Annotated in this window: 21 protein-coding genes; 7 read left to right on the plus strand and 14 right to left on the minus strand. The window is 66.8% G+C overall.

Going from position 1 to position 25,216, the window contains the following annotated elements; genetic code table 11:
* Positions 1-66: 66 nt before the first annotated feature.
* The 5 genes from I2H31_RS09315 to I2H31_RS09335 all read right to left on the minus strand — a co-directional run bounded on the left by I2H31_RS09315 (position 67) and on the right by I2H31_RS09335 (position 7,866).
* The gene (locus tag I2H31_RS09315) at positions 67-1,539 is read right to left on the minus strand and encodes an aminotransferase-like domain-containing protein (RefSeq protein WP_196292750.1); all 1,473 of its coding nucleotides are present in this window, start codon (positions 1,537-1,539) and stop codon (positions 67-69) included.
* Between the two features lie 57 nt (positions 1,540-1,596).
* The gene (locus tag I2H31_RS09320; RefSeq protein WP_196292751.1) at positions 1,597-1,968 is read right to left on the minus strand and encodes a nuclear transport factor 2 family protein; all 372 of its coding nucleotides are present in this window, start codon (positions 1,966-1,968) and stop codon (positions 1,597-1,599) included.
* A 151-nt stretch (positions 1,969-2,119) separates the two neighbouring features.
* Complete coding sequence (locus I2H31_RS09325) at positions 2,120-3,256, minus strand: thiolase family protein (protein ID WP_196292752.1); 1,137 nt, start codon at positions 3,254-3,256, stop codon at positions 2,120-2,122.
* Positions 3,257-3,354: 98 nt separating this feature from the next.
* Positions 3,355-3,951, minus strand: coding sequence for a TetR/AcrR family transcriptional regulator (locus tag I2H31_RS09330; protein WP_196292753.1), 597 nt, complete (start codon positions 3,949-3,951; stop codon positions 3,355-3,357).
* 210 nt (positions 3,952-4,161) lie between these two features.
* On the minus strand, positions 4,162-7,866 hold the full coding sequence (locus I2H31_RS09335; RefSeq protein ID WP_196292754.1) for a T9SS type A sorting domain-containing protein: 3,705 nt from the start codon (positions 7,864-7,866) through the stop codon (positions 4,162-4,164).
* Positions 7,867-8,079: 213 nt separating this feature from the next.
* Between I2H31_RS09335 and I2H31_RS09340 the strand changes: the two genes are divergently transcribed.
* Positions 8,080-8,712 (plus strand): response regulator transcription factor, encoded by a 633-nt coding sequence (locus I2H31_RS09340; RefSeq protein WP_196292755.1) that lies wholly within the window; start codon positions 8,080-8,082, stop codon positions 8,710-8,712.
* A 154-nt stretch (positions 8,713-8,866) separates the two neighbouring features.
* Here I2H31_RS09340 and I2H31_RS09345 read toward each other — a convergent pair whose 3' ends face one another.
* The 6 genes from I2H31_RS09345 to I2H31_RS09370 form a co-directional block, all read right to left on the minus strand.
* Positions 8,867-11,965, minus strand: a complete 3,099-nt coding sequence (locus I2H31_RS09345) for a sensor histidine kinase (RefSeq protein WP_196292756.1) — start codon at positions 11,963-11,965, stop codon at positions 8,867-8,869.
* Between the two features lie 94 nt (positions 11,966-12,059).
* Complete coding sequence (locus tag I2H31_RS09350; protein ID WP_196292757.1) at positions 12,060-12,683, minus strand: hypothetical protein; 624 nt, start codon at positions 12,681-12,683, stop codon at positions 12,060-12,062.
* A gap of 228 nt (positions 12,684-12,911) precedes the next feature.
* Complete coding sequence (locus I2H31_RS09355) at positions 12,912-13,148, minus strand: hypothetical protein (protein ID WP_196292758.1); 237 nt, start codon at positions 13,146-13,148, stop codon at positions 12,912-12,914.
* Between the two features lie 24 nt (positions 13,149-13,172).
* Complete coding sequence (locus tag I2H31_RS09360; RefSeq protein WP_196292759.1) at positions 13,173-16,304, minus strand: DUF6493 family protein; 3,132 nt, start codon at positions 16,302-16,304, stop codon at positions 13,173-13,175.
* Between the two features lie 67 nt (positions 16,305-16,371).
* Complete coding sequence (locus I2H31_RS09365; RefSeq protein WP_196292760.1) at positions 16,372-17,724, minus strand: SWIM zinc finger family protein; 1,353 nt, start codon at positions 17,722-17,724, stop codon at positions 16,372-16,374.
* Positions 17,725-18,255: 531 nt separating this feature from the next.
* The gene (locus I2H31_RS09370) at positions 18,256-18,420 is read right to left on the minus strand and encodes a hypothetical protein (protein WP_196292761.1); all 165 of its coding nucleotides are present in this window, start codon (positions 18,418-18,420) and stop codon (positions 18,256-18,258) included.
* Positions 18,421-18,471: 51 nt separating this feature from the next.
* On the opposite strand from I2H31_RS09370, the gene I2H31_RS09375 reads away from it, so the two are divergent.
* The 4 genes from I2H31_RS09375 (at position 18,472) to I2H31_RS09390 (ending at position 21,295) form a co-directional block, all read left to right on the plus strand.
* Positions 18,472-19,188, plus strand: a complete 717-nt coding sequence (locus I2H31_RS09375; RefSeq protein WP_196292762.1) for a hypothetical protein — start codon at positions 18,472-18,474, stop codon at positions 19,186-19,188.
* Positions 19,189-19,771: 583 nt separating this feature from the next.
* Positions 19,772-20,452 (plus strand): DUF6882 domain-containing protein, encoded by a 681-nt coding sequence (locus tag I2H31_RS09380; RefSeq protein WP_196292763.1) that lies wholly within the window; start codon positions 19,772-19,774, stop codon positions 20,450-20,452.
* Positions 20,453-20,472: 20 nt separating this feature from the next.
* The gene (locus tag I2H31_RS09385) at positions 20,473-20,730 is read left to right on the plus strand and encodes a hypothetical protein (RefSeq protein ID WP_196292764.1); all 258 of its coding nucleotides are present in this window, start codon (positions 20,473-20,475) and stop codon (positions 20,728-20,730) included.
* A gap of 67 nt (positions 20,731-20,797) precedes the next feature.
* A complete protein-coding gene (locus I2H31_RS09390; protein WP_196292765.1) occupies positions 20,798-21,295 on the plus strand; it encodes a hypothetical protein in 498 nt (165 codons plus the stop codon).
* A gap of 91 nt (positions 21,296-21,386) precedes the next feature.
* Here the strand turns inward: I2H31_RS09390 and I2H31_RS09395 are convergent, their stop codons facing one another.
* Entirely contained in the window at positions 21,387-21,875 is a 489-nt protein-coding gene (locus I2H31_RS09395) for a hypothetical protein (protein WP_196292766.1), read from the minus strand.
* Between the two features lie 366 nt (positions 21,876-22,241).
* Between I2H31_RS09395 and I2H31_RS09400 the strand changes: the two genes are divergently transcribed.
* Both I2H31_RS09400 and I2H31_RS09405 read left to right on the plus strand, forming a co-directional pair.
* Entirely contained in the window at positions 22,242-22,961 is a 720-nt protein-coding gene (locus I2H31_RS09400) for an SIMPL domain-containing protein (RefSeq protein ID WP_196292767.1), read from the plus strand.
* 75 nt (positions 22,962-23,036) lie between these two features.
* Positions 23,037-23,396 (plus strand): NTF2 fold immunity protein, encoded by a 360-nt coding sequence (locus I2H31_RS09405; protein ID WP_196292768.1) that lies wholly within the window; start codon positions 23,037-23,039, stop codon positions 23,394-23,396.
* A 107-nt stretch (positions 23,397-23,503) separates the two neighbouring features.
* Here the strand turns inward: I2H31_RS09405 and I2H31_RS09410 are convergent, their stop codons facing one another.
* Together I2H31_RS09410 and I2H31_RS09415 are read right to left on the minus strand one after the other, a co-directional pair.
* Positions 23,504-24,139, minus strand: a complete 636-nt coding sequence (locus I2H31_RS09410; protein ID WP_196292769.1) for a hypothetical protein — start codon at positions 24,137-24,139, stop codon at positions 23,504-23,506.
* 235 nt (positions 24,140-24,374) lie between these two features.
* Positions 24,375-24,971: a hypothetical protein gene (locus I2H31_RS09415; RefSeq protein WP_196292770.1), complete on the minus strand. Its 597-nt coding sequence runs from the start codon at positions 24,969-24,971 to the stop codon at positions 24,375-24,377.
* Positions 24,972-25,216: the final 245 nt, after the last annotated feature.

Raw genomic sequence — 25,216 nt, forward strand, 5'->3', positions numbered from 1 at the left:
ATGGTGGGGTTGGTGAGGCGGCCACAAGGCCACGTTTTCGAATGCTGAAGAATGGTGCCGCCCGCGCTACGCTGGCATTTGGGCCAAGTCAATAGCCTCGCGCACGAGCCCGCCCAGCCGCACAAGGCCCGCCTCCACTTCCTCGCCGAAAGGCAGCCCGTAGCTGAGCCGGAAGCAATTGTGGTACTGCTCATGCAGCGTAAACATGCGCCCCGGCGCCAGACTGATGCCCGCCTGCGCCGCCCGCCGAAACAGCGCCGTGGCGTCGACCCCGGCCGGCAGCTCCACCCACAGCAGAAAACCGCCCTGCGGCCGGCTGACCTTGGTGGCCGGAAAGTGCTGCTCGATGGCCCGGGCGTAGCGCCGGTAGTTGTCGAGCAAAAAGCGCCGCAGTCGCTGCAAGTGCAGCTCGTAGCGCCCGGTGGCCAGCAGGTAGCCAATGGCTTGGTGCGTGAGCCCCGGCGAAGCCACCTGCTGGTAGAGCTTCAGCCGCTTGATTTGCTCCAGGTAGCGCCCCGGGGCCACCCAGCCCACCCGGTAGCCGGGCGCCAGCGTCTTGCTCACCGAGCCGCACCAGAGCACCAGCCCGCTGGTGTCGAACGCCTTGCAGGGCTTCGGCCGTTGCGCCCCAAAATGCAGGTCGCCGTAGAGGTCGTCCTCAATGAGTGGCACCTGGTAGCGCTCCAGCAGCTGCACCAGCCGGCGCTTGTGAGCCTCGGGCATGCAGCAGCCCATGGGGTTGGTGAAGTTGGGCGTGAACAGGCACACCTGCACACGGCCCTCCGCCAGGTGCCCGGCCAGCGCGTCGAGCTCCACGCCGGTTTCGGGGTGGGTGGGCAGCTCCAGCACCTGCCGGCCCAGAGCGCGGGCCAGCTGCAGCACGCCCAGGTAGGTAGGGCTTTCCACGGCCAGCGTATCGCCGGGCTTGGTGAGGGCCAGCAGGCACAAGGAGATGGCCGCCATGCAGCCCTCGGTGGTCACCAGCTCGTGTTCGGTGAGCTGTCCGCCCCACAGCATGCTGTAGCGGGCAATCTGCTGGCGCAGCAGCAGGTTGCCCTGCACGGGCTCGTAGCGGGTGCCGGCCTGCGGCAGCTGCTGCTGGGCGCGCCGCACGGCCTCGGCCAGCCGCGCCACGGGCAGCACCGACGGGTCGGGCACCGAGAGCGAGAGCGGCAGCAGGTCCGGCCGGTGCATGTGGGCGGCGTATTCGGCAATCAGGTTCTCGGCCTCGCTGAAGGCGGCGGCCACCGGCGGGTGCGCGGCGGGCTGCGTGGGCGTGGGCAGGGCGGGGGTGGGACGGCCCGCCGGGCGCACGTAGTAGCCCGACTGCGCCCGCACCTCCACCAGCCCGCTGGCTTCCAGCGCGTAGTAGGCCTGCAAAATGGTGCTCACGCTCAGCCCCTGCTCCCGGCTCAGCACCCGCACCGAGGGCAGCTTGTCGCCCGCGCGCAGCACCCCGCCCCGAATCTGGGCCGCCAGGTGGTGGGCCACCACCTGGTACTTATGCAGCGGAGCAGCGACGGGCAGCGCAGGGTTCATGGCAGGTAAAGATTAGCAGGAATAAGGAGGATAACCTCGCGTGGGCCGGGGCATCAATCAGGCACCAGTCACCGGCGCCGCGTAGTGCGCCCGCACCCGCTGCACCCGGCCCTGGGCATTCAGCTCCATGTATTCGGCGGCGGGCCAGCCGTTGATGCTGCGGTAGTAGAGCACCACCGACTGCACGCCGGGCAGCACCTGCTGCAAGGCAAAGTGCAGGTCCGGGTAGCGGGCCAGACCGGTGGCAAAATAGGCGCGCAGGGTTTCTTTGGTGTGCAGGGCGCCGCTGGCACCCGCGCCGAGCTGCTGAATCAGCGGCGAGCGGAAGTCCAGCTCGTCGGCGTAGTGGGCCATGATGCGGTCCAGGTCGTGGGCATTCCAGCTTTCTACCCAGTCGTGGGCAAAGTCGGTGGCTTGTTCTTGGGTCATGGAAGTAAGAAAAAGGTGGTGGCCAAGTGGGCAGAAGTCCGACAAAAGTCCGGGATGCTGTGCCCCCAAAACAGTAGCAGTTTTCGACTTATCCGACCAGTACAGTTGGCCCTTGCGAGTGGCCCGGCGCAGGCCGTGGGCCAGTCCACCTTTAGCAACGCTCTAGCACGGTGGCAATGCCCTGCCCGCCCCCAATGCACTGCGTGGCCAGCGCGTAGCGCCCGCCCGTGCGCCGAAGCAAGCCGGCGGCCTTGCCCGTGATGCGCGCCCCCGTGGCACCGAGCGGATGCCCCAATGCCAGGGCGCCGCCGTCCAGGTTCAGCTTCTCGGGCGCGATGCCCAGTTCCTGCTGGCAGGCCAGCGCCTGGGTCGCAAACGCCTCGTTGAGCTCCACCACATCCATGTCGGCCAAGCGCAGCCCCGCCCGGGCCAGGGCCTTGTGCGTGGCCGGAATCGGCCCGAGCCCCATCACCTCCGGGCCCACGCCGGCCACTGCCACGCTTCTTAGCTGCGCCAGGGGCGTGAGCTGGTGCCGCCGCAGAAAGGCCTCGCTCACCACCAGCACGGCCGCCGCCCCGTCCGTCAGCGGCGAGGAGGTGCCCGCCGTCACGGTGCCATCGGCCGCAAACGCCGGCTTGAGGCCGGCCAGGCCCGCCGGTGTTGTGGCCGGACGCAGGCAGCCGTCCTGGGTCACCACCGAGCCATCGGATAGCTGCACCGGCACCAGCTCGTCGGCAAAGGCCCCGGCGGCCACGGCAGCGGCGGCTTTGGCCTGGCTCGCGGTGGCAAACTGTTCCTGAGTTTCCCGGCTGATGCCGTACTGCCGGGCCACGTTCTCGGCCGTAATGCCCATGGGGGTGTACGTTTCCGGGCGCAATTGCAGCAAGGCCGGGCTGGGGGAAGGGTGCAACCCGCTCTGCGGCACCTTGGTCATCGATTCCACCCCCAAACACAAAAACGCCTCGCCCGCGCCGGTGGCAATGCTGCCCGCCGCGGCGTGAATGCTCGTCATCGAGGAGCCGCAGAAGCGGTTGATAGTGGCGCCGGCAATGTGCTGGGGCAGCCCGGCCAGCAAGGCCACGATGCGGGCGAGGTTGTCGCCCTGCTCGCCTTCGGGGTAGGCGCAGCCCAGCAGCACGTCTTCCAGCTCGGCGGGGTCAAAGGCCTGGCGGGCCAGCAGGCCGCGCACCAGCTGCGCAGCCAACTCGGCCGGTGGCAGGGTCGCAAACGTGCCTTTGCGGGCAAACTGGAAGGGGGTGCGGGCGAAATCCAGCAAGTAAGCATCCATGGGAAAAGGGAGAGAGGTGGGAAATGGAAAGGCTCTGTCAGGAGCAAACGCGGTGCTTCAATATTATACCGATTGGTATGTTATTGGGTAAAAAAAAGTCAGGCCACCAGTTCGGTTTCAATCAATTGTTCCAGGTGGTCGAGCACCGTGTACAGCGCCTGGGGGTTCTCGGTGGCTTTGGCCAGGAGCACTCCGCCCTCAATCAGCGCCATTAAAACCGTCGCGTAACGAGTGGCGTCGGCTTCGGGCTTGAGGTCGCCGGCCTGCTGGCCCGCTTCGATGACGTGGACGAGGTTGCCGTGCCAGCCGCGCAACGTTTCCTGTACCCGCCGCCGCAGGGGGGAGGCAGGGGCGTCGTCCACTTCCACGGCCGTGTTGAGGATGGGGCAGCCGCCCCGGGCTTGCAGTTCGGCGTAAACCTGGCGGTAGAAGCGCGGTACGGCCAGCAGCTTTTCGCGCGCGGGCGCAGTCTTGGGCGCACTGGCGCGCAGGCCGTTGAACACAAACGCGAGGTTGTGCTCAAAGGCGGCCAGCGCCACCTCTTCCTTGTTTTCGAAGTTGCCGTAGATGGCCCCTTTGGTCAGGCCAGTGGCGGCCGTCAGGTCGTTTAGCGACGTGCCCGCATAGCCCTGCTTATTGAAAACAGGGGCCGTTTGCTCGATAATGAACTGGCGGGTGCGCTCGGCTTTAGACATAGGTGCTGACAAAACTACGGCAAATATACCAATCGGTATTAAAAGTGCAGCAGGGGCGTAGAATTTTTGTGAATGCGTGCTATACTAGTCAGGCTTTGGCACCTTTTACCCGGGGCAGTGGTACGTCCATTCCGGCGGCACGCAGTACTATAATGATACGCTCCACGCCCCCGCTAACTTCGACTGTCTTTTTTTCTTCAGAAACAGGGCCTATTCTACCACCAAGCGTAAGGCCTGGCTACCCACGCGCACCACGTACACGCCGGTAGCCAACCCCTGCGGCAGCGTCAGAGCGGCCTTGCCGGCGGCATCGGCGGTAGCGGCCAGCACCTGCCGGCCCAGGGCATCAAACACCGTGACGGCGTCGTCGGGCTGCGCGCCCGTGAGGGTAGTAGCCTGGGTGACTGGGTTGGGAAACAGGGCCAGTTTGGCTTGGGGGCCCACCGCCACGGTGCGCACGGGCGAGTAGCTGGCCGTGCCATCCAGGTCCACTTGGCGCAGGCGGTAGTACACCAGCGGGGCGGCGTAGCGGGCCACGTGCTCATCGACGAAAGCATACGTGTGCGCTTGGGTGCTGCTGCCGGCTCCGGCCACCGTGCCCAGGCGGGCGAAGCGGGCCCCGTCGGCGCTGCTTTCCACCTCGAAGCCAGCGTTGTTGAGTTCGCTGGCTGTCGTCCATTGCAGCAGGGCGCCCGTGCCCTGGGCCTGGGCCGTGAAGGTGGCCAGCTCCACGGGCAACGGGTTGGCGGCGTTGCCCAGGGTCCAGAGTGAGAAGTTGCTGATGCCGCTCAGGCTGGCGGTGTGGGTGGTGGGCTGGCTGCCGCTGGCGGCGGTAGTGGCCAAGGTGGCGGCCTTCTGTGGTTGCCAAGTGGTGCCCGCGTTATCGCTCTTGAACAGGCGCAGGTTGGCGGCAGCAATGCCATTGCGCTCGTCGTCGCGCACGGTCAGGGCCAGGGCCACGTTCAGGCCGGTCCTGACGGCGGGCTGGATGTCGAACACGCGCTTGACGCTCTGGCTGGTGCCCGCGCCGGTGCGGGCCGTGCCGGTGGTGCGCACCACCAGGGTGCTGCCAGGCAGGCGGCTGCTGCTGGGCGTGAGCGTGAGGCCCAGCCCGCCGAAGGTCTGGGTGGTGCCGGCCGTGCTCAGGTTGCGCGTCGTTTGCACCGTGCCCGTGGCGTAGCCGTCAGCATCTTCGCTGAGCGTGGCGGTGGGGCCCAGCGTCAGGGCATTGCTGCCGGTGCGCAGCACGCCGCCGGTGAGCGCGACGGCGCTGGTGGCCGTGACGTCGTCCGTGAGCGTGAGCCCCGCGCCGTTGCTGAGGGTGAGCGCGCGCACGGTGGCCGGCAGGCCCGTGCCCGTGACTTGCGCCGCCGACCCGTTGTAGGTGTAGCGCGCGTCGGCGTCGAAGGTGCGGGTGCCCGTGACCTGCACCGCCCCGGTGCTGCCGCTGCTGCTGATGCCCTGCGCCGAGCAGATGCCCAGCGTGCCGCCCGCTGCCAGCGTGAAGCTGCCCGGGCCGCTGAGCACGAAGCAGCCGTCGTTGAGCACGCCGCCGCTTTGCACCGTGGTGCTGCCGGCCACGCTGATGGGGCTGGCCAGCGTGCCCACGCCGGTGCTGGTGACGGTGAAGGAGGTGTAGAGGGCGTCGGCGTAAATGCCTGTGGTCGTGCTCACCACCAAATCCAGCCCGCCCAGCAGCACCCCGGCCGTGCCGCTGTTGCTGTTGGCCGTGAGCAGGTCCGGCTTGCCGTCGCCGTTCACGTCGGCCACCGCGATGTCGAAGGGCAGGCTGTTGGTGCCGGTGCTATAGGTGGCGGCGGCCCCGAAGCTGCCCGTGCCCGTGCCCAGCAGCACGCTGGCCGTGCCGCTGCTGCTGTTGGCCGTGAGCAAATCCAACTGGCCGTCACCGTTCACATCGGCCACCGCGAGGGCGTAGGTAGAACTACCGCCCGTGCTGTAGGTGCTCACGGCCCCGAAGCTGCCCGTGCCCGTGCCCAGCAGTACCCCGGCCGTACCGTTGCCCGCGTTGACCGTGAGCGCATCCAGCTGGCCGTCGCCGTTCACGTCGGCCACGGCAATATCGTAGGGCGTGCTGCCGCTGCCCGTGCTAAAGGCGGTAACGGCTCCGAAGCTGCCCGTGCCCGTGCCCAGCAGCACCCCCACCGTGTTGTTGAAGAGGTTGGCCGTGAGCACGTCCAGCTTGCCGTCGCCGTTCACGTCGGCCACCGCCAGGTCGCGCGGCTGGCTGTTACTGCCCGTGCTGTAGGTGCTCACGGCCCCGAAGCTGCCCGTGCCCGTGCCCAGCAGCACCCCCACCGCGTCGGTGCCGTAGTTGGCCGTGAGCACATCCGGCTTGCCGTCGCCGTTCACGTCGGCCACCGCGAGGCCGCGGGGAGCGCTGTTGCCGCCCGCGCTAAAAGTGGTAGCGGCCCCGAAGCTGCCCGTGCCCGTGCCCAGCAGCACCCCCACCGAGTTGCTGCTAATGCTATTGTTAGCCGTGAGCAAATCTGGCTTGCCGTCGCCGTTCACGTCGGCCACCGCGATGGCGCGGGGCAGGCCGCCGCCCGAGGAAAAGGTGGTGACGGCCCCGAAGCTGCCCGTGCCCGTGCCCAGCAGCACCCCGGCCGTGCTGTTGCCGTAGTTGGCCGTGAGCAGGTCTAGCTTGCCGTCGCCGTTCACGTCGGCCACAGCCACGCCGCGGGGACTGTTGCCGCTGCTCGTATTCGTCACCGGCAGGAAGGTGCGCGTGGCCAGCACGGGCGTGGTGTTGAGCAGCACCCCGGTCGTGTAGGCGCTGTTGTTGGCCGTGAGCAGGTCCAGCCGGCCGTCACCGTCTACGTCGGCCGCCACAACGCCCCAGGGCTCACTGCCGCTGCCCGTGCTGAGGGCAGTGACGGGACCGAAGGTGCCCGTGCCCGTGCCCAGCAGCATCCCCACCGTGTCGCTGCCCGCGTTGGCCGTGAGCAGGTCCAGCTTGCCGTCGTTGTTCACGTCGCCCACGGCAATGTCGAAGGGTATGCTATTGGGGCCCGCGCTGTAGGTCCTCACGGACCCGAAGCTGCCGGTGCCCGTGCCCAGCAGCACGCCGGCCTTGTTAGTGTCGGAGTTGGCCGTGAGCAGGTCGGGGTTGCCGTCGCCGTTCACGTCGGCCACGGCCACGCCGTAGGGTGTGCTGCCGCTGCCCGTGCCGAAGGCAGTGAAGGGGCCAAAAGTGCCGGTGCCCGTGCCCAGCAGCACCGCCACCGTGTCGTCGCCATTGTTGGCGGTGATAATGTCCGGCTGGCCGTCGCCATTCACGTCGGCCACGGCGATGCCGCAGGGCTGGCTGCCCGTGCCGAAGGTAGTGACGGCCCCGAAGCTGCCGGTGCCCGTGCCCAGCAGCACCCCCACCGTGTTGCTGCCGATGTTGGCCGTCAGTAGGTCGGGCTTGCCATCGCCGTTCACGTCGGCCACGGCGATGCCGCGGGGCTCGCTGAAGGTGCCCGTGCTGAAGGTGCTGGCGGTGCCAAAGGTGCCGGTGCCGGTGCCCAGCAGCACGCTGGCCGTGCTTTTGCCGTTGTTGGCGGTGAGCAGGTCGGGGTTGCCGTCGCCGTTCACGTCGGCCACCGCAATGGCGCGGGGCAGGCTGCCGACGCCCGTGCTGAAGGTGCTGGCGGTGCCGAAGGTGCCCGTGCCAGTACCGAGCTGCACCCCGGCCGTGCTGGTGCCGTAGTTGGCCGTGAGCAGGTCGGGGTTGCCGTCGCCGTTCACGTCGGCCACGGCGATGCCGCGAGGCCGGCTGCTGCCGCCCGTGCTAAAGGCAGTGACGGCCCCGAAGGTGGCGGGCCGCTGGGCCTGGGCGGTGCCGGCCAGCGCCAGCAGCAGGGGCAGCACCCGCAGCGGGCGGCGTAGCAGGGAAACAAAAGTCTGGTTCATACGGGTGTTGCGAATTGCCAAGGCGGCCCGCAACGTGCGGTACAGGTTTAGCATGATTTTTTGAAATACAATAAGATATTTCTGGATGGAGCTCAGACAGAAGCGCCGCACAAAAGTGCCGCAGTCCGGTTCGGCCTCCAACAAAACTCCATCCCCCAAATGGGGGAGGGGCGCGGCTGGCGTGGTGGCGCCGCCGCGGCGGTACTTTGCGCCATGAACTCGCTCAACCTGGCCATCGTCGAAGACGACCCCGAAGTGCGCTGGCTGCTCAGCGACTACCTGCGCCGGCAGCCGGGCCTGAACGTGGTGCTGGTGAGCGAGTCGGCGGAGGATTTCCTGGCCGAGCTACCCGACGGCCTGTCTCCCCACGTGGTGCTGCTCGACATCGGCCTGCCCGGCCTGAGCGGCCTCGACGCGCTGCCCCTCATCAAGCAGCGCCTGCCGCAGGCCGACGTCATCGTGCAAACCATGTTCGAGGACGCCGACCGCATCTACCTAGCTCTGAGCCGGGGTGCGAGCGGCTACCTGCTCAAGAGCACGCCCCTGGGTCAGCTACCCCAGGCCATCCGGGAGGTAGCCGGCGGCGGTTCCAGCCTGAGCCCGGTGGTGGCCCGGCGGGTGCTGGCCCACTTCAAGCCCAGCCCGCAGCCCCACGCCGCCGCCCTCTCGCCGCGCGAGCAGCAGGTCTTCGAGGCCCTGATTGATGGCCTGGCCGACAAGGAAGTGGCCCAGCGCCTGGGCCTGGGCCTGGAAACCGTGCGCACCCACGTCAAAAACGTCTACCACAAGCTGCACGTCAGCGGCCGCATCGAGTTGCTAAGCCGGGCGGCGCGGGGCCAACTGTAGGACGCCCCCGGCAGCAGTATTATTCGCACAAAAAAGAACGTCATGCTGAGCGCAGCCGAAGCATCTCTACCGCGCAAGCAATTATTTACTATTGCACGCGAGATGCTTCGACTGCCCTCAGCATGACGTTCTTGGGGCTCCTTCTGCAACCTGTTTAAACCCTATCCAGCGTCAGGCGCACGCAGTAGCCGGGGCGCCCATCCGCGTGGGGGCCGGTATGCAAGGTGGCGCCCATAGCCTGGGCGCGGCGGGCCATATTGCGCAGGCCCATGCCGCTGGAGCGGGACTTTGGGCCACCAGTGCCCTGGCCGTCATCGTCCACTTCCAAGACTAACCGGCCGTGGCGGCGGCCCAGGTGCACGCGGATTTCAGTGGCGGCGTGGGCGTGCCGGGCGGTGTTGGTAACGGCTTCCTTGAACACCAGGTACAGGTGCTGCCGCACGCTGGCCGGCACGCCGGCTTTCTCATTAAGGTCGGCGTGGGTGAAGGTGGCCTGCAGGCCGGCGGCCGCGGCGGTTTGGCCCAGGTGCTCGCGCATCCGGTCCAGGAGCGCGCCCACCGAATCGGCCCGCGAGTCGATGCCCCACACCACGTCGCGCATGGTTTGCACGGCCGCGCGGCTGTTGTAGAGCAGCCGGTCGAGGGCGTGGCGGGTATCCAAGCGGCTGGCGCGGGGGTCGGGTTCGGTGGCCGGGTGGTTTTCGTGGAGCACCTCGGCCAGCATGCTCACGCGCGTGAGCAGGGCGCCCACTTCGTCGTGCAGGTTGGCCGCCAGCTCGGCCCGGCGGGCGGCTTCGCGCCGCTCCCGTCGCAGGCGCAGCCAATAGGCTCCGTAGCCCAGAGCCACCAACAGGCTCGCGGCCAGTGCCCACACCAGGGGCCATTGCCACCACCGGGCCTCGACGTGCAGCGGCAGGCGCAAGCGGTTGGCCGCCGCCTGCCCGGCCGCGGTTTCAGCCCGAATTTCTACTTCGTAATTGCCCGGGGCCAGGCCCCGCAGCACCAAGCGGCGCGGCGAGTACAGCCAGGCCGTGGGGCGTGCTTCGGCTTCGTGGTGCAGGCGGTAGGCGTAGCGCACAAGGCCGGGCGCGAAAAACTCCGTCAGCGCCAACTGCAGCTCCACGAATGCCTGGGGGCCGGCGGCCAGCGTGAGGCGCGGGGCGGGGACTGTGCTGGGCAGGTAGCGCACGGCTTCGGTTTCGCCGGCCGGGGTGCCCACGGCCGTGAGCAGCAGGCGCGGCGGGTACGACGCGGCCGTGGTCGGCACGCGGTTGGGCCGCACCCGGTACACCCCACCCACCCCGCCAAACCACCGCGTGCCATCAGCGTCGGCAAAGGCCGACCAGCGGTTTAGTTCGGGGTTTTGCAGGCCTTCGGCTTCGCCAAAAACCGAGAGCTGGCCCCGGCCGGGGGCGTAGCGCACCAGCCCGGCGTAGGTGCCGGCCCACACGTTGCCGGCCCGGTCGGGTAGCACGGTGGTAACGGTGTGGCTCGGCAGGCCCGCGCCGGTGCTCAACTGGCGCAGCAGACCTCGGCGCGCGTCCACCAGCAGCAAGCCTTGGTCGCGGGTGCCCACCCACACCCGGCCGGGCCCGGCCACCGCCACGCAGGTGAGGGCGTCGGTGGGCAATCGGCGCCCGGTCGGCGCGTCCACCCCGTAGGCTTGCAGCCGGGCCGGCTGGCTGGGGGGCAACCAGAACAGGCCGCCGTTGGTGCTCACCCACAGGGCGCCCGTGGCGGGGTCTTCGGCCAGGCCCGAAACGTCGAGCTTATGCAAGGGCCAGTCGGGTTGGTCATCGGCCACCCGCGCCACGGAGGCGTAGTCGGACCCGACCCGGAACAGGCCCGGGGCCCCACCCACCCAGACCCGCCCGGCGTGGTCGCAGAGCAGGGCCAGGGCGTGGGGCGGGCCGATGGTTTCGCGCCGCCAGGGCTGCATGGGGCCCCCAGCCAAATTGTTGACGCGGCCCGTCGTCAGGTCCAGGCGGGCCACGCCCCACAGCTCATCGGCCAGCACGGCAAAGCCGCCCGCGGGCGCCGCGACAGCGCCGTCAAACACGCCGTTATACGGTTCGTTTCCGCGCGACTTGCCGAGGCGAAAGGGCCGCAGGAGCGCCTGGGGCGAGTCGGCCGCTTGGGTGAAGCAGCCGCCGTAGGTAGACACGAACAGCCGCCCGTCCGGCAGCCGGGTAATAAGCCGGGCGCTGCCGACCGGGGCACCGCCGGCCCGCCGCACGGGCTCCACCACCTGCCGCACCTGACGCTGTTTGTAGCAGCCGCGCCAATCGCGGGCGTAGCGCCACCAGATGCCGGCGGCGTCGCGCTCCAGCAGGTAGCCGGGGGCCGGGCCGGGCACCGGGCGCACGAACAGGCGCGGGCGCGCCCCGCGCACATCGGCCACGTGCCACCACTGGCCCTGGCCCACGGCGTCGAGGGTGCTGTCGGTGGCGAAGGGTGCGTAGGCCAGCTGCGGCAGTTGCCGCGGCCACTGGCAAATAGCTTGCAGGTGGTTGGCGGCGTCCAGCACCCACAGGCCCCGGCGGCCCAAAAACCGTTGCGGCTGCGTGCCCGGTACCGGCAGCAGCAGCGATGGCACCCGGAACTGCCGCCGCACCGCGCCGGTGGGGGCCATTTGGTAGAGGGCCGGGCGGTCACTGGCCAGCCACACGCCGTCGCCCCCGGTTTCGGCCGTGAAGTAGAACGCGGTTTCGGGCACCCGGCGCACGGGGAAGTGCGGGGCCTGCGGGTCCAGCGCATCGACGACGGCGACGGTTCCGGCGCCGTAGCCCACCCAAAGGCGGTGGGTGCGGGGGTGGTAGAGCAGGGCCGCCACGTTGGGGCGTTCGTCGGGGCGCAACGGCAGCGGCACCGCCCGCAGTAGGCCGGTGGCGGGGTCGAAGCGGGCCAGGCCCGAGGCAGTTCCCAGCCAGAGCCGCCCCGCGCGGTCGAAGGCCAGCGCTGTCACCATCTCCACGGCCAGGCGCGGCCCCTGGCGCACCAGCTTTTGCAGGGGCACGAGTTCGTTGCCGTCGTAGCGGTACACGCCTTCGTCGGTGGCCACCCACCGCAGCCCGGCGGCATCGGTCACCATCTGCTGAATCAGGAGCGGGCTCAGCACCGGGTCGGCCTGCCAGTCGGGGGCGGGCTGTCCCTGCGCGGGACTGCACATCAGGCCGGCCAGCAGCAACCCGCAGACCAGCCCGAAGGCCAGCCGGCGCCAGAAGTGGCGGCAACGTCTGTTCACTACCTTCATGCTAGGCCCGGGTTTGGGGAATGGCGTAAAAATAGCGACCGACCGCGTTTGCTTTACCTGGCACGGCCCGTCTTTCAGTTAAATCACCCTTAACTCAAATCTGGGCATGAGCAGAGTTAAGGAAAACGGGCCCTCTGCCCACGCCCTGTCGTTCTCCTCTTTCGGCGACGGAATGGGAGCAACTCTTGACGCTGCCCGAAATCCGGGAGGAGTTCAGAGCCTTTTTGCAAGTAACGGCGGTCCAGCCGCCCAGCAGCACCGCCAGCACCGTGCCCAGCGGCAGCACCCAAGCCAGCGGCTTGAGCAGGTAGTCCTCGAACGAATCCTGCACATGCGCCCGAAAATCGGCCCCGGTGGTGCCCGGAAAGGGAGCGTAGCGAATGGCCTCCTGGGCCACATTCCAGCTACAGGCCACCACCAGGGTGGTGCACAGCGCCAGTTCGCCGTAGGCGGCACCGGTCAGCCAGGGCGCGCGGTGGCGGCAGTGAATGGCCGTGCCGGCCCAGCCACCGTAGAGCCAGGCGCTGCCGTAGAGGGCCAGCGTAGCCAGCCCCAAGCTGGGCCAGAGCTCGGCCTGGCCCAAGCTTCCCAACGACCCAATGTACAGCAGGCCGGCCCCAGTCAGGCCCAGCGTGGCGGTTTGCAAAGAGGGCCGGCGGCCGGCGCGGCGCGCAGCTTGTCGCAGGGCGGGGGTGGAGCAGGCGGCAGGAGGTTGCATGGCTTCAGCGTTGTCAGGACGTCAAGTATACACTGGCGGCACGCTAAAAGCACTGCAACACCTGCCACACCTGCCCAATAGGCCTTGCGCTGCGCCTCGGTCAGCTCGTTTTCGGCAATGCCTACCTCCTGCTCGCGGAGGTCGGGCAAAGTCGGCTCGGCGGCAAAAGCCAAGGGCACCACGGGGTGTAATGCAGATAAAAGTAGTAGCCCGCCAGCTCCCGGGCTGTTACGGGCTGGTGCGCCAGCCACACTGGCTGGTCGAAACCTTCGGCGCTAATGGGCGTGTGGCCGATTTGAACCGGCAGTTGGGGGATGTCGGCCACGGCGGGCAGGGCCGGCTGTGGGCGTAAGCTCGCACGTGGTAAGCGCCCAGGTTGGAGTCAGCGGCCAACACCTTGAACAACTGATATTCCTGGTTGGAAAGCGTGTAAAACACGTCGCCCGCTACAAATTCTAAGGTCATGGCACGAACATGCGTAAGTAGGGTTTATTCAGCCAATAAAGCCACGGCGGCCTTCTTCAAACTACCGGTTGCTTGCCAGATTTGCAGCTTGTCGGCCACCACAGCGGGCACGGACGACCCATCCCGGGGGCGCAGGTCGGCGTAGGCCGCCAGGAGCTTGGCGGTGTTGCGCAGCGGCTCGGCGGGCAGTTCGGGCAGCAACGCATCTAGTAGCTGGCGCAGGGCGTCGTCGGTGGCGGGCGAGATGCCGCGGGCGGCGGGCAGGGCCTCGGCCAGGCGCAGCACGGGCGCGTAGGCACTGGCCAGCAGGCGGCCCAGCGCCGCGCCCAACGCGGCGGGCACCAGCCGGCCGTTGGCGGCCGCGGCCAGCACAACCTCCCAGGCCAGGGCGCGCCCCGTCGGGAGATTGTAGAGCAGGCCCACGGCCAGCAGCGTCGAGGCCGAGTCGTCGTAGGCCGGGCCGTCGGCCAGCAGGGCGTGCAGTTGCTTGCTGAGCAGGCTGTGCTCCTCGCTGTAGCCGTCGCTGGTGCGGAAGGCCGAGCGCAGCAGGTGCCAGCGCAGCGGGGCGGGATTGTTTGGCAGCAGCGAAAGCAAAAAGCGGTAATCTTCCGCCAGCGCCCAGAAATAGGTGTGGTCTTTCTGCGGCAGCCGGGCGTGCAGCGAGTACAGCAGCAGCGGCGAGGGCGGTGGGGCCGGGGTGGCCGTGTCCACGGCCAACTCGTGGTAGTGGTACGTGCGTTCGGGCTCCTTCTGGTTCCAGGACTGCTTGTAGATTTCGGTGCGCGTGCGTACGTCCCACGTCGGCACCCAGGGCGCGGCCAGGCCAGGGTAGTCGGCCAGCGCCGCCAGGGCCGGCAGCGCCGCGTGCGGGCAGCGGGTGCGGGCCGCCACGGCCCACAGCCAGGGCAGCGCGTCGTCCAGCGTCGGCGGGGCCGGGGCCTCACCCGATACCCACTGGCTGAACCGGCTGGTGGCTTTTTGCAGCAGCGACTTATCCGGCGACTTCAGCACGGGCAGGGGCGGCGTGGCGCGGGCGGGGGCCAGCAGCCAGCCCAGCAGCTCACGCAGGCCCGCGTGCCGCAGCTCGCGGAGCTGTGGCCGGGCCGTTTCGGCCTCGGCGGGGGCATTCCAAGCTAGGCGGCCCAGCGCCAGCGCCAGGTCGGCCGCGTCGGGGGCGGCACCGGCGGCTTCGTAGGCCAGCAGGCGGGCCAGCAGGGCGCTGGGGGCCACCCAGTGCGGGGCGTGGCTGGGCGTGCTGAGCAGCGGCAGCGCCGCGCCTCCGGCCCGCAGGCGGGCTTCGGCGGCCAGCAGGCGCTGCCGGGCCAGGGCCAGCAGCGGGTCGGGGTGCAGCTGGTGCTGGGCCGCGAGGCGCACCCGCGCCACCTGCGGCTGCGCGAAGCCCCCGTACCAGCCCAACAGCAGCGCCAGCAGCAGCTCGTGCTGGCCGTTTCGGCCCTGACCGTGGTTGAAATTGCGCAGCAGCTCCAGCGTTTCGGGTTCGGTCTTGCCTTTTAGCAAATAAGGCAAGGCTTGCAGCAGGTAGGGGCGCAGCTGTTGGGCGTAGTCGGGCGGGTACTGGGTGCGCAGCCGCAGCAGGCCGTCGAGCCAACGCTCCTGGGCCTCGGGCTGGTCGGGTTGCAGGGCCTGGCCGGTGAGGAACAGCAGCTCGTGCCAGTCGGCCACCGGGGCAATGGCCGTGGCATCGGAGATGTCGGGCGTGAACTCCGCGCGGGGAGCGTAGACGGCCGTTTCGGCGGCGAGCGCCGGGGCGGCAGTCAGCCAAGCAGCCAGGAGCGCACGGGCCGGGGCGCCCAGCAGTTCTCCCAAGCCGTCCAGTTCTACAATGGTATCGGCCGCGGCGCTGGCGTCAAGCAGCGGTTTTTTGGCCCCCAGCAGGACGGCTAAGCCCTTGGCGGCCCGTTCCTGCACGCCGGCATCGGGGTGGGCCAGGGCGGCGGTGTGCAGGCGGGCCACTTCTGGGGTCAGCGCCGGATTGGTTTTCAACAACTTATCCAGGCCACCAAACAGATTTTTGAGGCCGGTTTTCAGGTCGGGCCGGGTCATCAGGCCATCGGCGTACAGCAGCAGGGTAGCCGGCTCAAAGTCGGGGTGGGTCCATAATTCCTTGAACTGGTCGAGCGCAAAATTGATGACCTGGGGCAGCGGGTGCGCCAGCAGTTCCACCAACTCGTTTTGCCGGGCTAGCCGCTCGGCCAACGTGGGTTGCAGGGTCAGAAACAACTCCTTGAACCAGGTCAGCAGCGGGCGGCGAAAGTCGCGGCGCAGGGCCAGCAGGCAGTCGGTCAGCAACCGGGCCCGGTCAAGGTGGCCCGATTCCACCAGCACCGGCAGTACATCGAGCCAGCGCAGGTCTTCCACCGGCTTGATGCTGTGGCAGTAGGCCACGGTCGAGTCGGCCGGGGTGTCGAATTCAAACAGCAGCGGCAGGCCCGTGCCCAGCAGCGCCGCGTTGCTCCGCAGCGCGTCCAGCAGCAGCGCCCGAAACGACGGCTGCCCGGGGCTATCCGCCGCCAAAGCCGGCCAGCGCGCCACGAGGTCGGCCCACATGGCTACCTGCAGCGCATTCAGTTTCTTTTTGCCTTCGGCCTGTTGTTGCCGTAGCGCGAAGGCCGTGTCCAGCTCGCCGCCCACAATGTCGAGCTGCCGGGCGGCCGCGTACGCCAGCAGGGTAGGGGTAGGGTTCAGCAGTCCTTCCGCGGCCAGGGCCTGCAGCGTGTCGAAGTCGGGCGTGGTCCACGGGTTGCTGCGGTGGTTGCGCACCAGCCATTCCGTCAGCCAGGCGGGGCGGGTGTGGCGCAGCACCGCCCACACCCAGGGCAGCGGGTCGCGCTCAATGCGAAAGCGCGCGTCGGTGCGGAGGTAGTGGCGGCTGCCCAGGCTGCGGCCGAAAGCCTCCTTCTGCGAGTAGGTCGCGATGCCGGCCAGAAACAGCATCAGGTCCTGCTCCGGCTGCATCAGCCGCGACCAGTGCCCATCGGCTCGCTTCACATACTCGTCCAGCTCTTTGTGCAGGCTTTTGGCCCGGGTGCGCACCGGCACGATGTCGGACTTGTCCAGGGCCAGCAGAAACGGCGTCAGTTCGGCAGCGGTGCCGCGGCGGATGAATTGTTCAAAGGTGTCGGCAGCAGCTGACATAAGTGGGGTTAGCTTATTGATTGACTTGTCTTAACCAGTGTGGGCGCCAGGCCCGCACAACGGCTTCCTATTCCGCCTCCGCGCCAAACCGCAACTGCGCCGCCAGGATGTGCTTGCACGGCCCGCGCTGCCCCTGGTGGCCCGTAAACCACTGGCAGGTGCAGCGCGCCAACTCCCCGCCGCCCACCAGCACGGTGTGCCAGGCATCGGTGCCGCGCACGCGCACCTCGCTACGCCCGCCGGCACCCACGCCCACCAATTGCACATCATCGGCGGCAGCGAGCAGGGCGCGGGCGTTTTTGAGGCGCGGGTTCAGCTTCAGGATGCGCTCCAGCTTGAAGGGCAGGCGGCGGTAGAAGTAGTGGTTGCTGCGCAGGTCGAAGCCCAGCAGGCCCATGGCCGACAGGCTGGCGCACAGCCGGTCCACGGTACCGGGGTCAAGGTCGTGTTCCAATGCAAACAGCGCGGGGTTGAACGTCTCGTTGCCCCGAAACAGCTGGTTGGCCCCCGCAATCCACTCCGTGGGCAGTTCTTCCAGCAAGGTATCGAGCTGGTTGCCCTCGCCCGAAAAGCCACGGTTCACCTCGGCGCTCAACGCCAGCACAAACTCGTGCCCGCCGCCCAGCGCCAGCACGAAGGCCGACGCCTGCCCGTCGGGCGTGGCGTACACGCGCAGGCTTTCGCACAGCGGCAGCAGGCCGTCGAGCAGGCGCAGGCGGTGCGCCCCGCCCACCCGCACGGCCCCCGCGCTGCCCACCGGCACGAAGCTCGGCCGCGGCCCGCGCAGCACCAGAAACAGGTCGGTGCGGGTGGCGCCGGCGGGCAAGCCCTGCAACAGCTGCGCGGCCTGCACCCGGCTCAGGGTCAGCTTCTCTTCCATCTGGGCCAGGTAGCCCTGCACGGCGGTGAGGCCCTTAATCCAGCGCTCGGGCAGCGTCACCTTGCGTTCGGTGACGGTGCCGGCGGCGCGCTCCAGCACTACTTCCTGCTGGCCCACGCGCAGCACCACCGGCTCGGTGCGGGCCACGCGGGCCAGGGCGTTCACCATGGGCTCGTTGAAGTCCACGTTGGTGGTGCCGCTGGCCAGAAACTCGCCGTCCAGCGCCTCGGGGCCCAGGTCGAGGCGGGCGTACACGCCGTTGCACGACGAAAACGCCTCAAAGCGCAGCAGCCCGGCCCCGGCCGTCACGATGGGGTCGCGCAGGGCGGCGCTCTGCGGCACAAAACGCGAGGCCACTACCTTGGCTAATGTCGTTAGCCCCCGCGCGGCTAGCCAAGCGTTGGCCAGCCCACCCCGGAAAAAGCAGGCTGCCCCACCCGCGGGCGCGTCCTCAGCGTAAGCCGCCAGCTCCAAAACGTTGCCCGTGGCGCTGTGCGTCAGCGTCGAAGGGTGGGCGTAGGCATAAGCAAAATCAGCCATGATAAAAAGCATTAGTGAGCAACCAGCCGCGCCAGCCAAGGCAGCAAGCTTCATTGATAGCGCAAAGAAAGACTGAAAAGTTTTGCCTCATTGCTAAATTATTTGGCTTTTATTGTAGGTGGCTGTTTATCAATAGTAAATATTGACAATATAATTAGTCATTCCTGCAAAGACATAGCGTATGGCTACCGTAAAAAATGGTTATTACTCATATTATTAGTAAATCACTGGCCTGCCGATAGCGGCCGATTCACTTTAATTCTCAATGATTCATTGTTCATACCTGACTCCGTGAAGCAACTCGGCAGCGTAAGACAGGTCCAGCCAACGCTTCTTGCAGGAATGGGAAAGTAGCGCCACCAGCTACGGCTACGACCTGTTCAGGGCGTAACAGCTGAACCGCTGATACATAGCCTCCGCCTTCGAGAAGCTTAATGGCCTGCCTGTTGGGCGGGGCGCAGCCATTCAAAACGCAGCAGCTGTTCTTCTGGTACCAACTCCGAAAGCGCGTGGCCGTGGTCAGCGAGCAGCTCAGAAAGGTTTTTTCAGGCCAATGGGGGCGAGGGCAATCCCGCCAAACCCAGTAACAGAATGGTTTTTATCGGCGCCAACGCTTACATCGACGACTAGCAAGGCCGCGTTGGCGCTGGCAATGACATTGCTGGTACGACTACTCAACCTCAGCCGTTTAATCATCGTTGGGAAAGTCAACGGCTACGGTAGCCGGTTCCCCACCTTCCATTCAGCATGAAAACTTCGCTTTCCCCCCTCGTCCTCGCCGCTGGCCTGCTGCTGGCCGCCACCACTACCCACGCCCAGGATGCGCCCATCATGGCCCTCGACCCAACGCTGATGGCAGGCTGGACGGGCAATGTCGGCAACGCGATGGTGCACCCCAGCACCGCTGGCGCCAGTCGCCCGGCCGCAAAGGCCGCCACGGCCAGTTTTGCCTACACGGCCACGCCTGCCTTGCAACAGCAAACCGTGGCCACCGCGGCCAAGCGCCTGCAAGCCACCGACGCGGCCGCCGCCAAAGAGCTAACGGCCGCCTTTGCGCCCGGTAAATCCGACTACGCAGCCCTGTACCGGGGGATGCTGAAGGACACGGGCCTGCGGGAGAACGACGCCGCCGATGCCCTTGCGTGCTATTTAGTTACGGGTTATCAGATTGTGAGCGGCCTGACCGGTGACCACGACATCAGCCCGGCCCAGAACCGCGGGGCCCGGGCGCAGGTGGCGGCGGTGTTGGCCGGCAACCCGCAGCTGGGCACCGCCGCCGCGCGGGCGCAGTTGGGCGAAGAATTTAAGTTGCAAACCGTCTTGCTCGGCAGCGCGTGGGTGGGCGCCGTGAAGGCCGGCACGCAGGCCGCCTACCGCGAAAGCGTGGTGGCGCTGTTCAAAAACCAGTACCAGATGGACATGACCCAGATGCAGCTCACGGCCCAGGGATTTACCAAGAAGTAAGCGCCTGAGCACGGCTGACCAGCGTTTTGCCTGTCTTAATTCCCGCGCCTGACATAAAATCCGTCTTGCTTGCGGCCCCCGCTACCGCCGCGTTGGGGCCTGAGTACCGGCTGGACGCAACATATGCTTGTACTTCCGTGCCCGTCGGGAACAGGGCCGGGCAGGCGCCGACAGCGGCGGCTGGTACCAAGGCTACGATTTAACTTCTGGTTGGCGGGCGCGTATGTCCGGGCACTCCCGCCCGGCGCGCCACTCCGCCGGCCGACGCAGCATGGCGAAGCAAATCAAAGCAATTGAGCGCCCCAAATGCGGCAGCACGAAGAAAACCGAAATTCGGCCCGATACCTACCGCTTGGGCGCGTCGGCTACTTTGCCCTGGGCGTAAGCCGTTGAGGCGGCAAACAGTAAACCGGCGGCCAGCGCGAGGGTGGGGCCTGGGCGAAAAGAATGTGCCACCAAGTGGAAAGGGAATACCCGCAACCTTCGCGGTGCTAAACAATACGCACCGCCGGCGGATGGTGTTAACCACAACCTTGCGTAAGCACCAGGGGTAAAGCAATGGCAACCCCTGGTATTTTAGCCCATGACCCCCGCCGCCCCCGCCCGCCCCGGGCAAGAATTGCTGGAACGCTACGCCGCACTGGCTTTTGACAAGCAGACCGATTTGTACGAAGTCATCGGCGACAATTCCTGGAACGTCGATATGGCCGCCGGCACCATCTCTTTCGGGCCGCAATTGGTGTTTCCCATTCAGGTACTCGGCTCGTTTTCGCACCAGTCCGAAACCTGGCTTTGGGCCTGGGACAATGCGCAGTCGGACCTGCCGGAACCGCTGCTCGCCCAGGCCCGGCAGCTGCGGGCCTACGGCGAGCAGCACGGCATCGACCTGCTGACGGTCAATCAATTCGACGCTACGCCCAACGACCTGCACGCCATCGGCTCCATTGCCTCGGGCATGTTTGAAGCCAGCGGCTATTACCTCGCCGACTACGGCCAGGGCATCCTGGTCGTAACCGTCGAGAGTGAGCAAATTGACCAAGGGGCCAAGCATGATTTCGCCCGCGTCTCCACGGTTTTTCCGCAGGTCATCGGCGTATTCGAGATGCGGCATCGTCCGGCCTTCATCCATTACATCACCCAAAAGGGCGGCACCCTGAGCGAAACCGCCGATACCGTCACGGCCACCCTCGGCACCAGCACGCTCACCGCCCACTTCGACGAGCTGGGCCGCTTGGCCAAGCTGCAAGGCACCGCCAGACCCTAATCCGCCCGCCCGAATCCCTCATGACGGTTGCCATCTGCTTCGCCTGCGGCGAGTTTAAAGTCGGAGCCTTCACGCCTTGCCCGCACTGCGGGGCCGAGCCGGTGAGCCTCGACGAGCAAGCCCATTCGCTGGCCCTCACCGACCACTACCTCACGCCCGAAGGCCTGGCGCAGGTGCAACAGCGCGCCAGCAACGGGCTGCCCGTCGACATCGACCCGGAATTTTACGAGCAACTGCTCCAGACCTTGCGCGAGGAACAGCAGCGCAAGCCGTGGTGAAAATTCTGGTGAACCGTGCGGCCAACCGGGCGCTCCTGTCTTTTCCATCCGCCTTTCCCTTCTGCTCATGTTGCCGCGCACTGGTTATTACTGGCTTACCAGCTTTGGCTGCGCCGCGGCCGGCTATGGTTTGCTGTGGCTGCTGCTGCCGGGGCACCACGTATTCGGGGCCCCGTACCGAATGATTCTCTACCATGAGGCGCACCCGCTGGCTTACATCGCGTTGTGCTGCGGGTGCTTCGGCCCGCTGGCGGCGGTTGCCACCGACGCTTTTCGTCGGCGCGGCCGGTGGGGGCGGCTGGGCGTGGTGGGACTGCTGGCCCTGGCCACCGTGGCACTGAGTTCGCCGCTGGGAGGGCTGCTGTGGCATTGGCACGACATGCAGGCCGGTTATTTCCCGGCCGACTGGCCGCGGCAGCTGGTGGCCGGCGCCGCGGAAGGCCTGACCACGGGCTGGCTCATCGTGCTGTTGTCGGTGCCTTACAATGTACTGGGCTTGCTCGTCTGCTACGGGCTGCTGGCCACAGGGGCCGGGCGCTTCTCCGCCGGGGACGCTGGCAGCTAGGGCAATGCAATGGAAGCACTATCACCCTTTAAGTTAGCAATAAGCTTTTGATAACAAGGCCGATGCGCACGTTATTGTGTGCATCCAACGTTCAGCGGCTGCGCAGCACGGTTTGAAATTCGGTCTTCAGACGGTTTTGCTCCTGTTGCAGGACTTGAGCGGTCGGGGTGCCAGGGGCCGGCCGGGGCAGCTGGCGTATCAGCCGGCCCTGGGCGAAGTAGCTGCGTTGTTCTTCCACTTCTGAGGAGTCGAAGGCAAAGGCCGCCGTATCGTGGGCCGCTCGCATGGCCGCCGAGTCGTAATACAGGGGCCGGTTGTAGCGGTACAACTTTTCCAGCACAAACGAAGGCTGGCCGCCCAGCAAGTAGTAGCACACCTGCCGCTGGCCCATCTCGCCGTAATGCCGGGCCACCACCTTTTCCAGCCGGCCGTGGGCGTAATAAAAAGTGGCTTCGCCGCCCTCGCCCGGCTCGTCGAGGTCGCGCTTGACTGTCGCCGACCACTGCCGGATGGCATTGATGCGCCGGAAATTGGCGCGTATGGGCCCCAGTGGGTCGGCCCGCCCGCTATCGGCGGGCACGGCGGCCGGCGGCAACGGTTTCAGCGGCCGAGCGCCAGCCGGGGCGGGGCGCGCACTGGCCGGTGGGTGGGATGGGTCAGCACCGCAGCTTCCAAGCGCAGCTCCCAGCACCAAAAACAACCAGGAAACTACTTTGAATGGCATCGGGCAAATGGGTTATTTTGAGCAGACACCTGCGGCGGCCTGGCAAATTAACCATTGAGCAACACGGGCGGCAATCAGGCGGTGCAGACCTTATTAACTGCGCCATCTTTCCCGGCCCGCAGCTACCGAACATGCCGGGTGGTTTACCGCCCGGCTGCGTATTTAATCCGCTACTTTAGCGGGTAAGTGCGCCTTTTTACCATTGTTGCTGCTCGCCGTCTTATGCTTCGTTTCGCTGCTTTCACCCTTGCTGCTGCGCTCATCGGCCTGAGCGCCTGCCATCCGGCCGCCACCAGCCCCACCCCGCGCCAGGTGCGCAGCGTGGGTTACGGCCACGTCACGGTGTATCCCGACTACGCCGAACTGACGGTGGATGCCGCCTTTACCCGCCCCCGGCTCCGCGACGCCGTCACGGAAGTGCAGCGCGTCGTCGACCAGGTGCTGCGCCTGTCGAAACGCTACGCGCCGGGGCGCGACGACGTGCGCGTGAGCAGCACGTCGTCGAACAAAGAATTTGATTACGTGAAGGGCAAACAGGTTTTCACTGGCTTTAACTCCACGCAGTCGGTCACGGTGCGCATCAACAACCTGCGCCAATTGTCGCCCTACCTGGAAGAGCTGCTGGCCACGCCCATCAGCCGCATCAAGGACCTGAACTACGGCCACAGCCGCGCCGACAGCCTGCGCCGCGAAGCCGACGTGCTGGCCCTGGCCGACGCCGTGAAAACCGCCGACAAGATGTGCGCGGCGCTGCACGTCAAGCGCGGCGAAGTGCTCGAAGTCAGCGACTCCTCCAGCCCCGAAAGCAGCAACACCAACGGCTACCGCCCCTCGGCCGACATCGAACTTTACAGCAAAAGCTTCGGCGGCCGGGGCTTCACCGTGAGCCCCGAGTTGCTGCGCTTCGACAGCCAGTGCAGCCTCACCTCGGCGCTGGAATAGGTTGTACTGTTTTGCCGTCAGCACTACTTGGCCGTCCGTCTGCAACGGGCTTTCGGGTTAAAGCAGTTGTCATTTATGAAGCGCTTCTTTCTAAACATCTTGGTCATCAGCCAGCTACTTGCCTTTGCCTCGCACGGGCAAAACATCGGTTCCAACGGCAAGGCTGGTACCGCAACGCCTGCTAGCAAGCCGCCCTATCACCGCCCCCTGCTCACCACGGAAGCCCTGGCCATTGCCGTGGCCGAGCCGGTTCTGTTTTCCATCTACGGACGCGAAAACATCCTCCGCCAACGCCCTTACCGCGCACGGCTGACAAGTGGATTCTGGCACCTCAGCGGCACGCTGCCGGCGCCGGCTGCCACCGTAGGCGGCACCTTTTACCTTGTCATCGAGGCTAGTAACTGTCGGGTACAAACGTTGTTTCACTCCAAATAACGTTAGCCAAGTAAATCGATTAGCTGTCCAATGCCCCCAGTTGAAGTAGCATCTTTTTCAATAATGCGCTGACTACTGCATTCGCTCCAACCCTATTGGACTGGCCGTTACGCCGTCAGCTCTGCCGAGCCCCGGCCCAGGTAGTAGCTCGCCCAGTAGCCAGCGGCTGGAAACAGCAGCAGGCTCCCCGCCGGGTGGCCCAGCCCGAGCAGCAGCAGCGCCGTGGCAATGGCCGTCCAGCTGAGCCACAACAGTACCCGGGCCGTGCGGGTCAAATAAAACAACTGGCGTCGCTGCGTGCCGGGCTTCGCCCAGCGAGCGAGTTTGCGCGCCACCGCATCCAGCCGCACGGCCCCGGTGGAGGCGTCGGGGTGCAAGCCCGGCCGGTCGGCAAGGTGCACCACCCGGCCATCGGCCAGCTCCAGGCGCAAATGGTATTGCAGAAAATGGGTGTATTTCAACAACCTGGACCAGTATTTATACGCCTTGATGCTGGCCAGTGGAATTGTTTCGGAGGGCAGGCTTTGCGTAAGGCTCCGGCCAGTTGGTTCCAGAAGAAAACCTTCGCGGCGGCTGGTGAGCAGCATGGGGCGGTTGCTGCGGAAGGCCCCGCGCACCGCCAGCACCAGCAAGCCCAAGCCCAGCAGCCCGCCCGGCACGGTGGCCCGGTGCCAGTAGCCCACTATCGCCTGCAGAGCCGCCTCTATCACCAGCAGCAGGCCCAGTAGCAACGGGACCACCACGGATAGACCAATAGGATTGATAACCACCATACTGCGCAACGCATGTCGGGTAGCTGGCGAATGACTGGCTGGTTCGGTCGACATAGTGCGGCGCTAGAGTAGGCGGCTACGCGGAAGTGGCGTTTGAAAGAAGGGTGCACCTCTTTTACGCTCGCCCGGCGAGCTTCCCGGCGTGCATCGGCGGGAAGGTAGGAGCCGACGCGTGCTAAACGCTGCGACACCGTCAGGGTTAGAGCTATAGCGACGGCTTCGGGGAATGAGCCCACCACTCTTCGTTGTCCCATTTCTCGCCCCAGCCGTGCTGTGCCAGCTTGGGGCTCAGTTCGGCACCTCGTTCGCCCAGGCCCAGCTTGCGCAGGGCGTCGGGCACCACCACTTCGTACCAACCAGCCCAGGCCACGGGTTTCGTTCGGCCCGTTTGGTTGCTCTGCCACATGCCCCGAAAGAGCAACCCACTTCCCTTGGTCGGGTTGCCCGTGCCCGTGTCGATGCCCACGAACTCGCACGGCAGCGGGCGGCCGGCGGGGTCGAGGCAAAAGTCCAGGTAGGCCCGCCCGACGTAGCGGCCGGCTCCCGGCGCGTGGGGATTTTCCCGCAGCGCAAACGCCGCAACCGCCGAGTAGGCTCGGACTTGCTGGCTATTCAGCAGGGCCACGGTATCGGGCAGCGGTGCCAGCCGGGTGATGGTGCAGGTGCCCGCGAAGGAAGTGGTGACGTGCTTGAATCGTTCGCGGCCCCAAATGTGGTAGCGCGTTGGCAGGCGCGGGTCGCGCCGCACGCTGTCAAAGTAGAAGGCAATGTGGTAGTCGTCATCGCCGTAAAACCCATCCATGGCCGACGTCGCCGGCTGGCCGGCAACGGTCCTGGCCCACAACGGGGCCAAGTCGATGGTTTGCAGTAAGCGCAGTGAATCGGTAGGGGAAATACCACGAGCCGAAACCCCAGCCGCTGATGAAATGGGAATTTTTACTGCGCCGCCTTCGGCCGAAAAGGACTTTGCCTTGTCGGTCGCTTGCGGTTGACAGGCAACCGTGCCCAGCCCGAACAAGATATGAACAATGATTGGCAGCGTACTTT

The sequence above is a fragment of the Hymenobacter ruricola genome (assembly GCF_015694525.1).
Classification (GTDB): Bacteria; Bacteroidota; Bacteroidia; order Cytophagales; family Hymenobacteraceae; genus Hymenobacter; species Hymenobacter ruricola.

What these genes read in the sequence shown, in the direction of transcription:
- I2H31_RS09315 (WP_196292750.1), bottom strand. Translation starts at nt 1,539, where the DNA reads ATGAACCCTGCGCTGCCCGTCGCTGCTCCGCTGCATAAGTACCAGGTG.
- I2H31_RS09320 (WP_196292751.1), bottom strand. Translation starts at nt 1,968, where the DNA reads ATGACCCAAGAACAAGCCACCGACTTTGCCCACGACTGGGTAGAAAGC.
- I2H31_RS09325 (WP_196292752.1), bottom strand. Translation starts at nt 3,256, where the DNA reads ATGGATGCTTACTTGCTGGATTTCGCCCGCACCCCCTTCCAGTTTGCC.
- I2H31_RS09330 (WP_196292753.1), bottom strand. Translation starts at nt 3,951, where the DNA reads ATGTCTAAAGCCGAGCGCACCCGCCAGTTCATTATCGAGCAAACGGCC.
- I2H31_RS09335 (WP_196292754.1), bottom strand. Translation starts at nt 7,866, where the DNA reads ATGAACCAGACTTTTGTTTCCCTGCTACGCCGCCCGCTGCGGGTGCTG.
- I2H31_RS09340 (WP_196292755.1), top strand. Translation starts at nt 8,080, where the DNA reads ATGAACTCGCTCAACCTGGCCATCGTCGAAGACGACCCCGAAGTGCGC.
- I2H31_RS09345 (WP_196292756.1), bottom strand. Translation starts at nt 11,965, where the DNA reads ATGAAGGTAGTGAACAGACGTTGCCGCCACTTCTGGCGCCGGCTGGCC.
- I2H31_RS09350 (WP_196292757.1), bottom strand. Translation starts at nt 12,683, where the DNA reads ATGCAACCTCCTGCCGCCTGCTCCACCCCCGCCCTGCGACAAGCTGCG.
- I2H31_RS09355 (WP_196292758.1), bottom strand. Translation starts at nt 13,148, where the DNA reads ATGACCTTAGAATTTGTAGCGGGCGACGTGTTTTACACGCTTTCCAAC.
- I2H31_RS09360 (WP_196292759.1), bottom strand. Translation starts at nt 16,304, where the DNA reads ATGTCAGCTGCTGCCGACACCTTTGAACAATTCATCCGCCGCGGCACC.
- I2H31_RS09365 (WP_196292760.1), bottom strand. Translation starts at nt 17,724, where the DNA reads ATGGCTGATTTTGCTTATGCCTACGCCCACCCTTCGACGCTGACGCAC.
- I2H31_RS09370 (WP_196292761.1), bottom strand. Translation starts at nt 18,420, where the DNA reads ATGATTAAACGGCTGAGGTTGAGTAGTCGTACCAGCAATGTCATTGCC.
- I2H31_RS09375 (WP_196292762.1), top strand. Translation starts at nt 18,472, where the DNA reads ATGAAAACTTCGCTTTCCCCCCTCGTCCTCGCCGCTGGCCTGCTGCTG.
- I2H31_RS09380 (WP_196292763.1), top strand. Translation starts at nt 19,772, where the DNA reads ATGACCCCCGCCGCCCCCGCCCGCCCCGGGCAAGAATTGCTGGAACGC.
- I2H31_RS09385 (WP_196292764.1), top strand. Translation starts at nt 20,473, where the DNA reads ATGACGGTTGCCATCTGCTTCGCCTGCGGCGAGTTTAAAGTCGGAGCC.
- I2H31_RS09390 (WP_196292765.1), top strand. Translation starts at nt 20,798, where the DNA reads ATGTTGCCGCGCACTGGTTATTACTGGCTTACCAGCTTTGGCTGCGCC.
- I2H31_RS09400 (WP_196292767.1), top strand. Translation starts at nt 22,242, where the DNA reads ATGCTTCGTTTCGCTGCTTTCACCCTTGCTGCTGCGCTCATCGGCCTG.
- I2H31_RS09405 (WP_196292768.1), top strand. Translation starts at nt 23,037, where the DNA reads ATGAAGCGCTTCTTTCTAAACATCTTGGTCATCAGCCAGCTACTTGCC.
- I2H31_RS09415 (WP_196292770.1), bottom strand. Translation starts at nt 24,971, where the DNA reads ATGGATGGGTTTTACGGCGATGACGACTACCACATTGCCTTCTACTTT.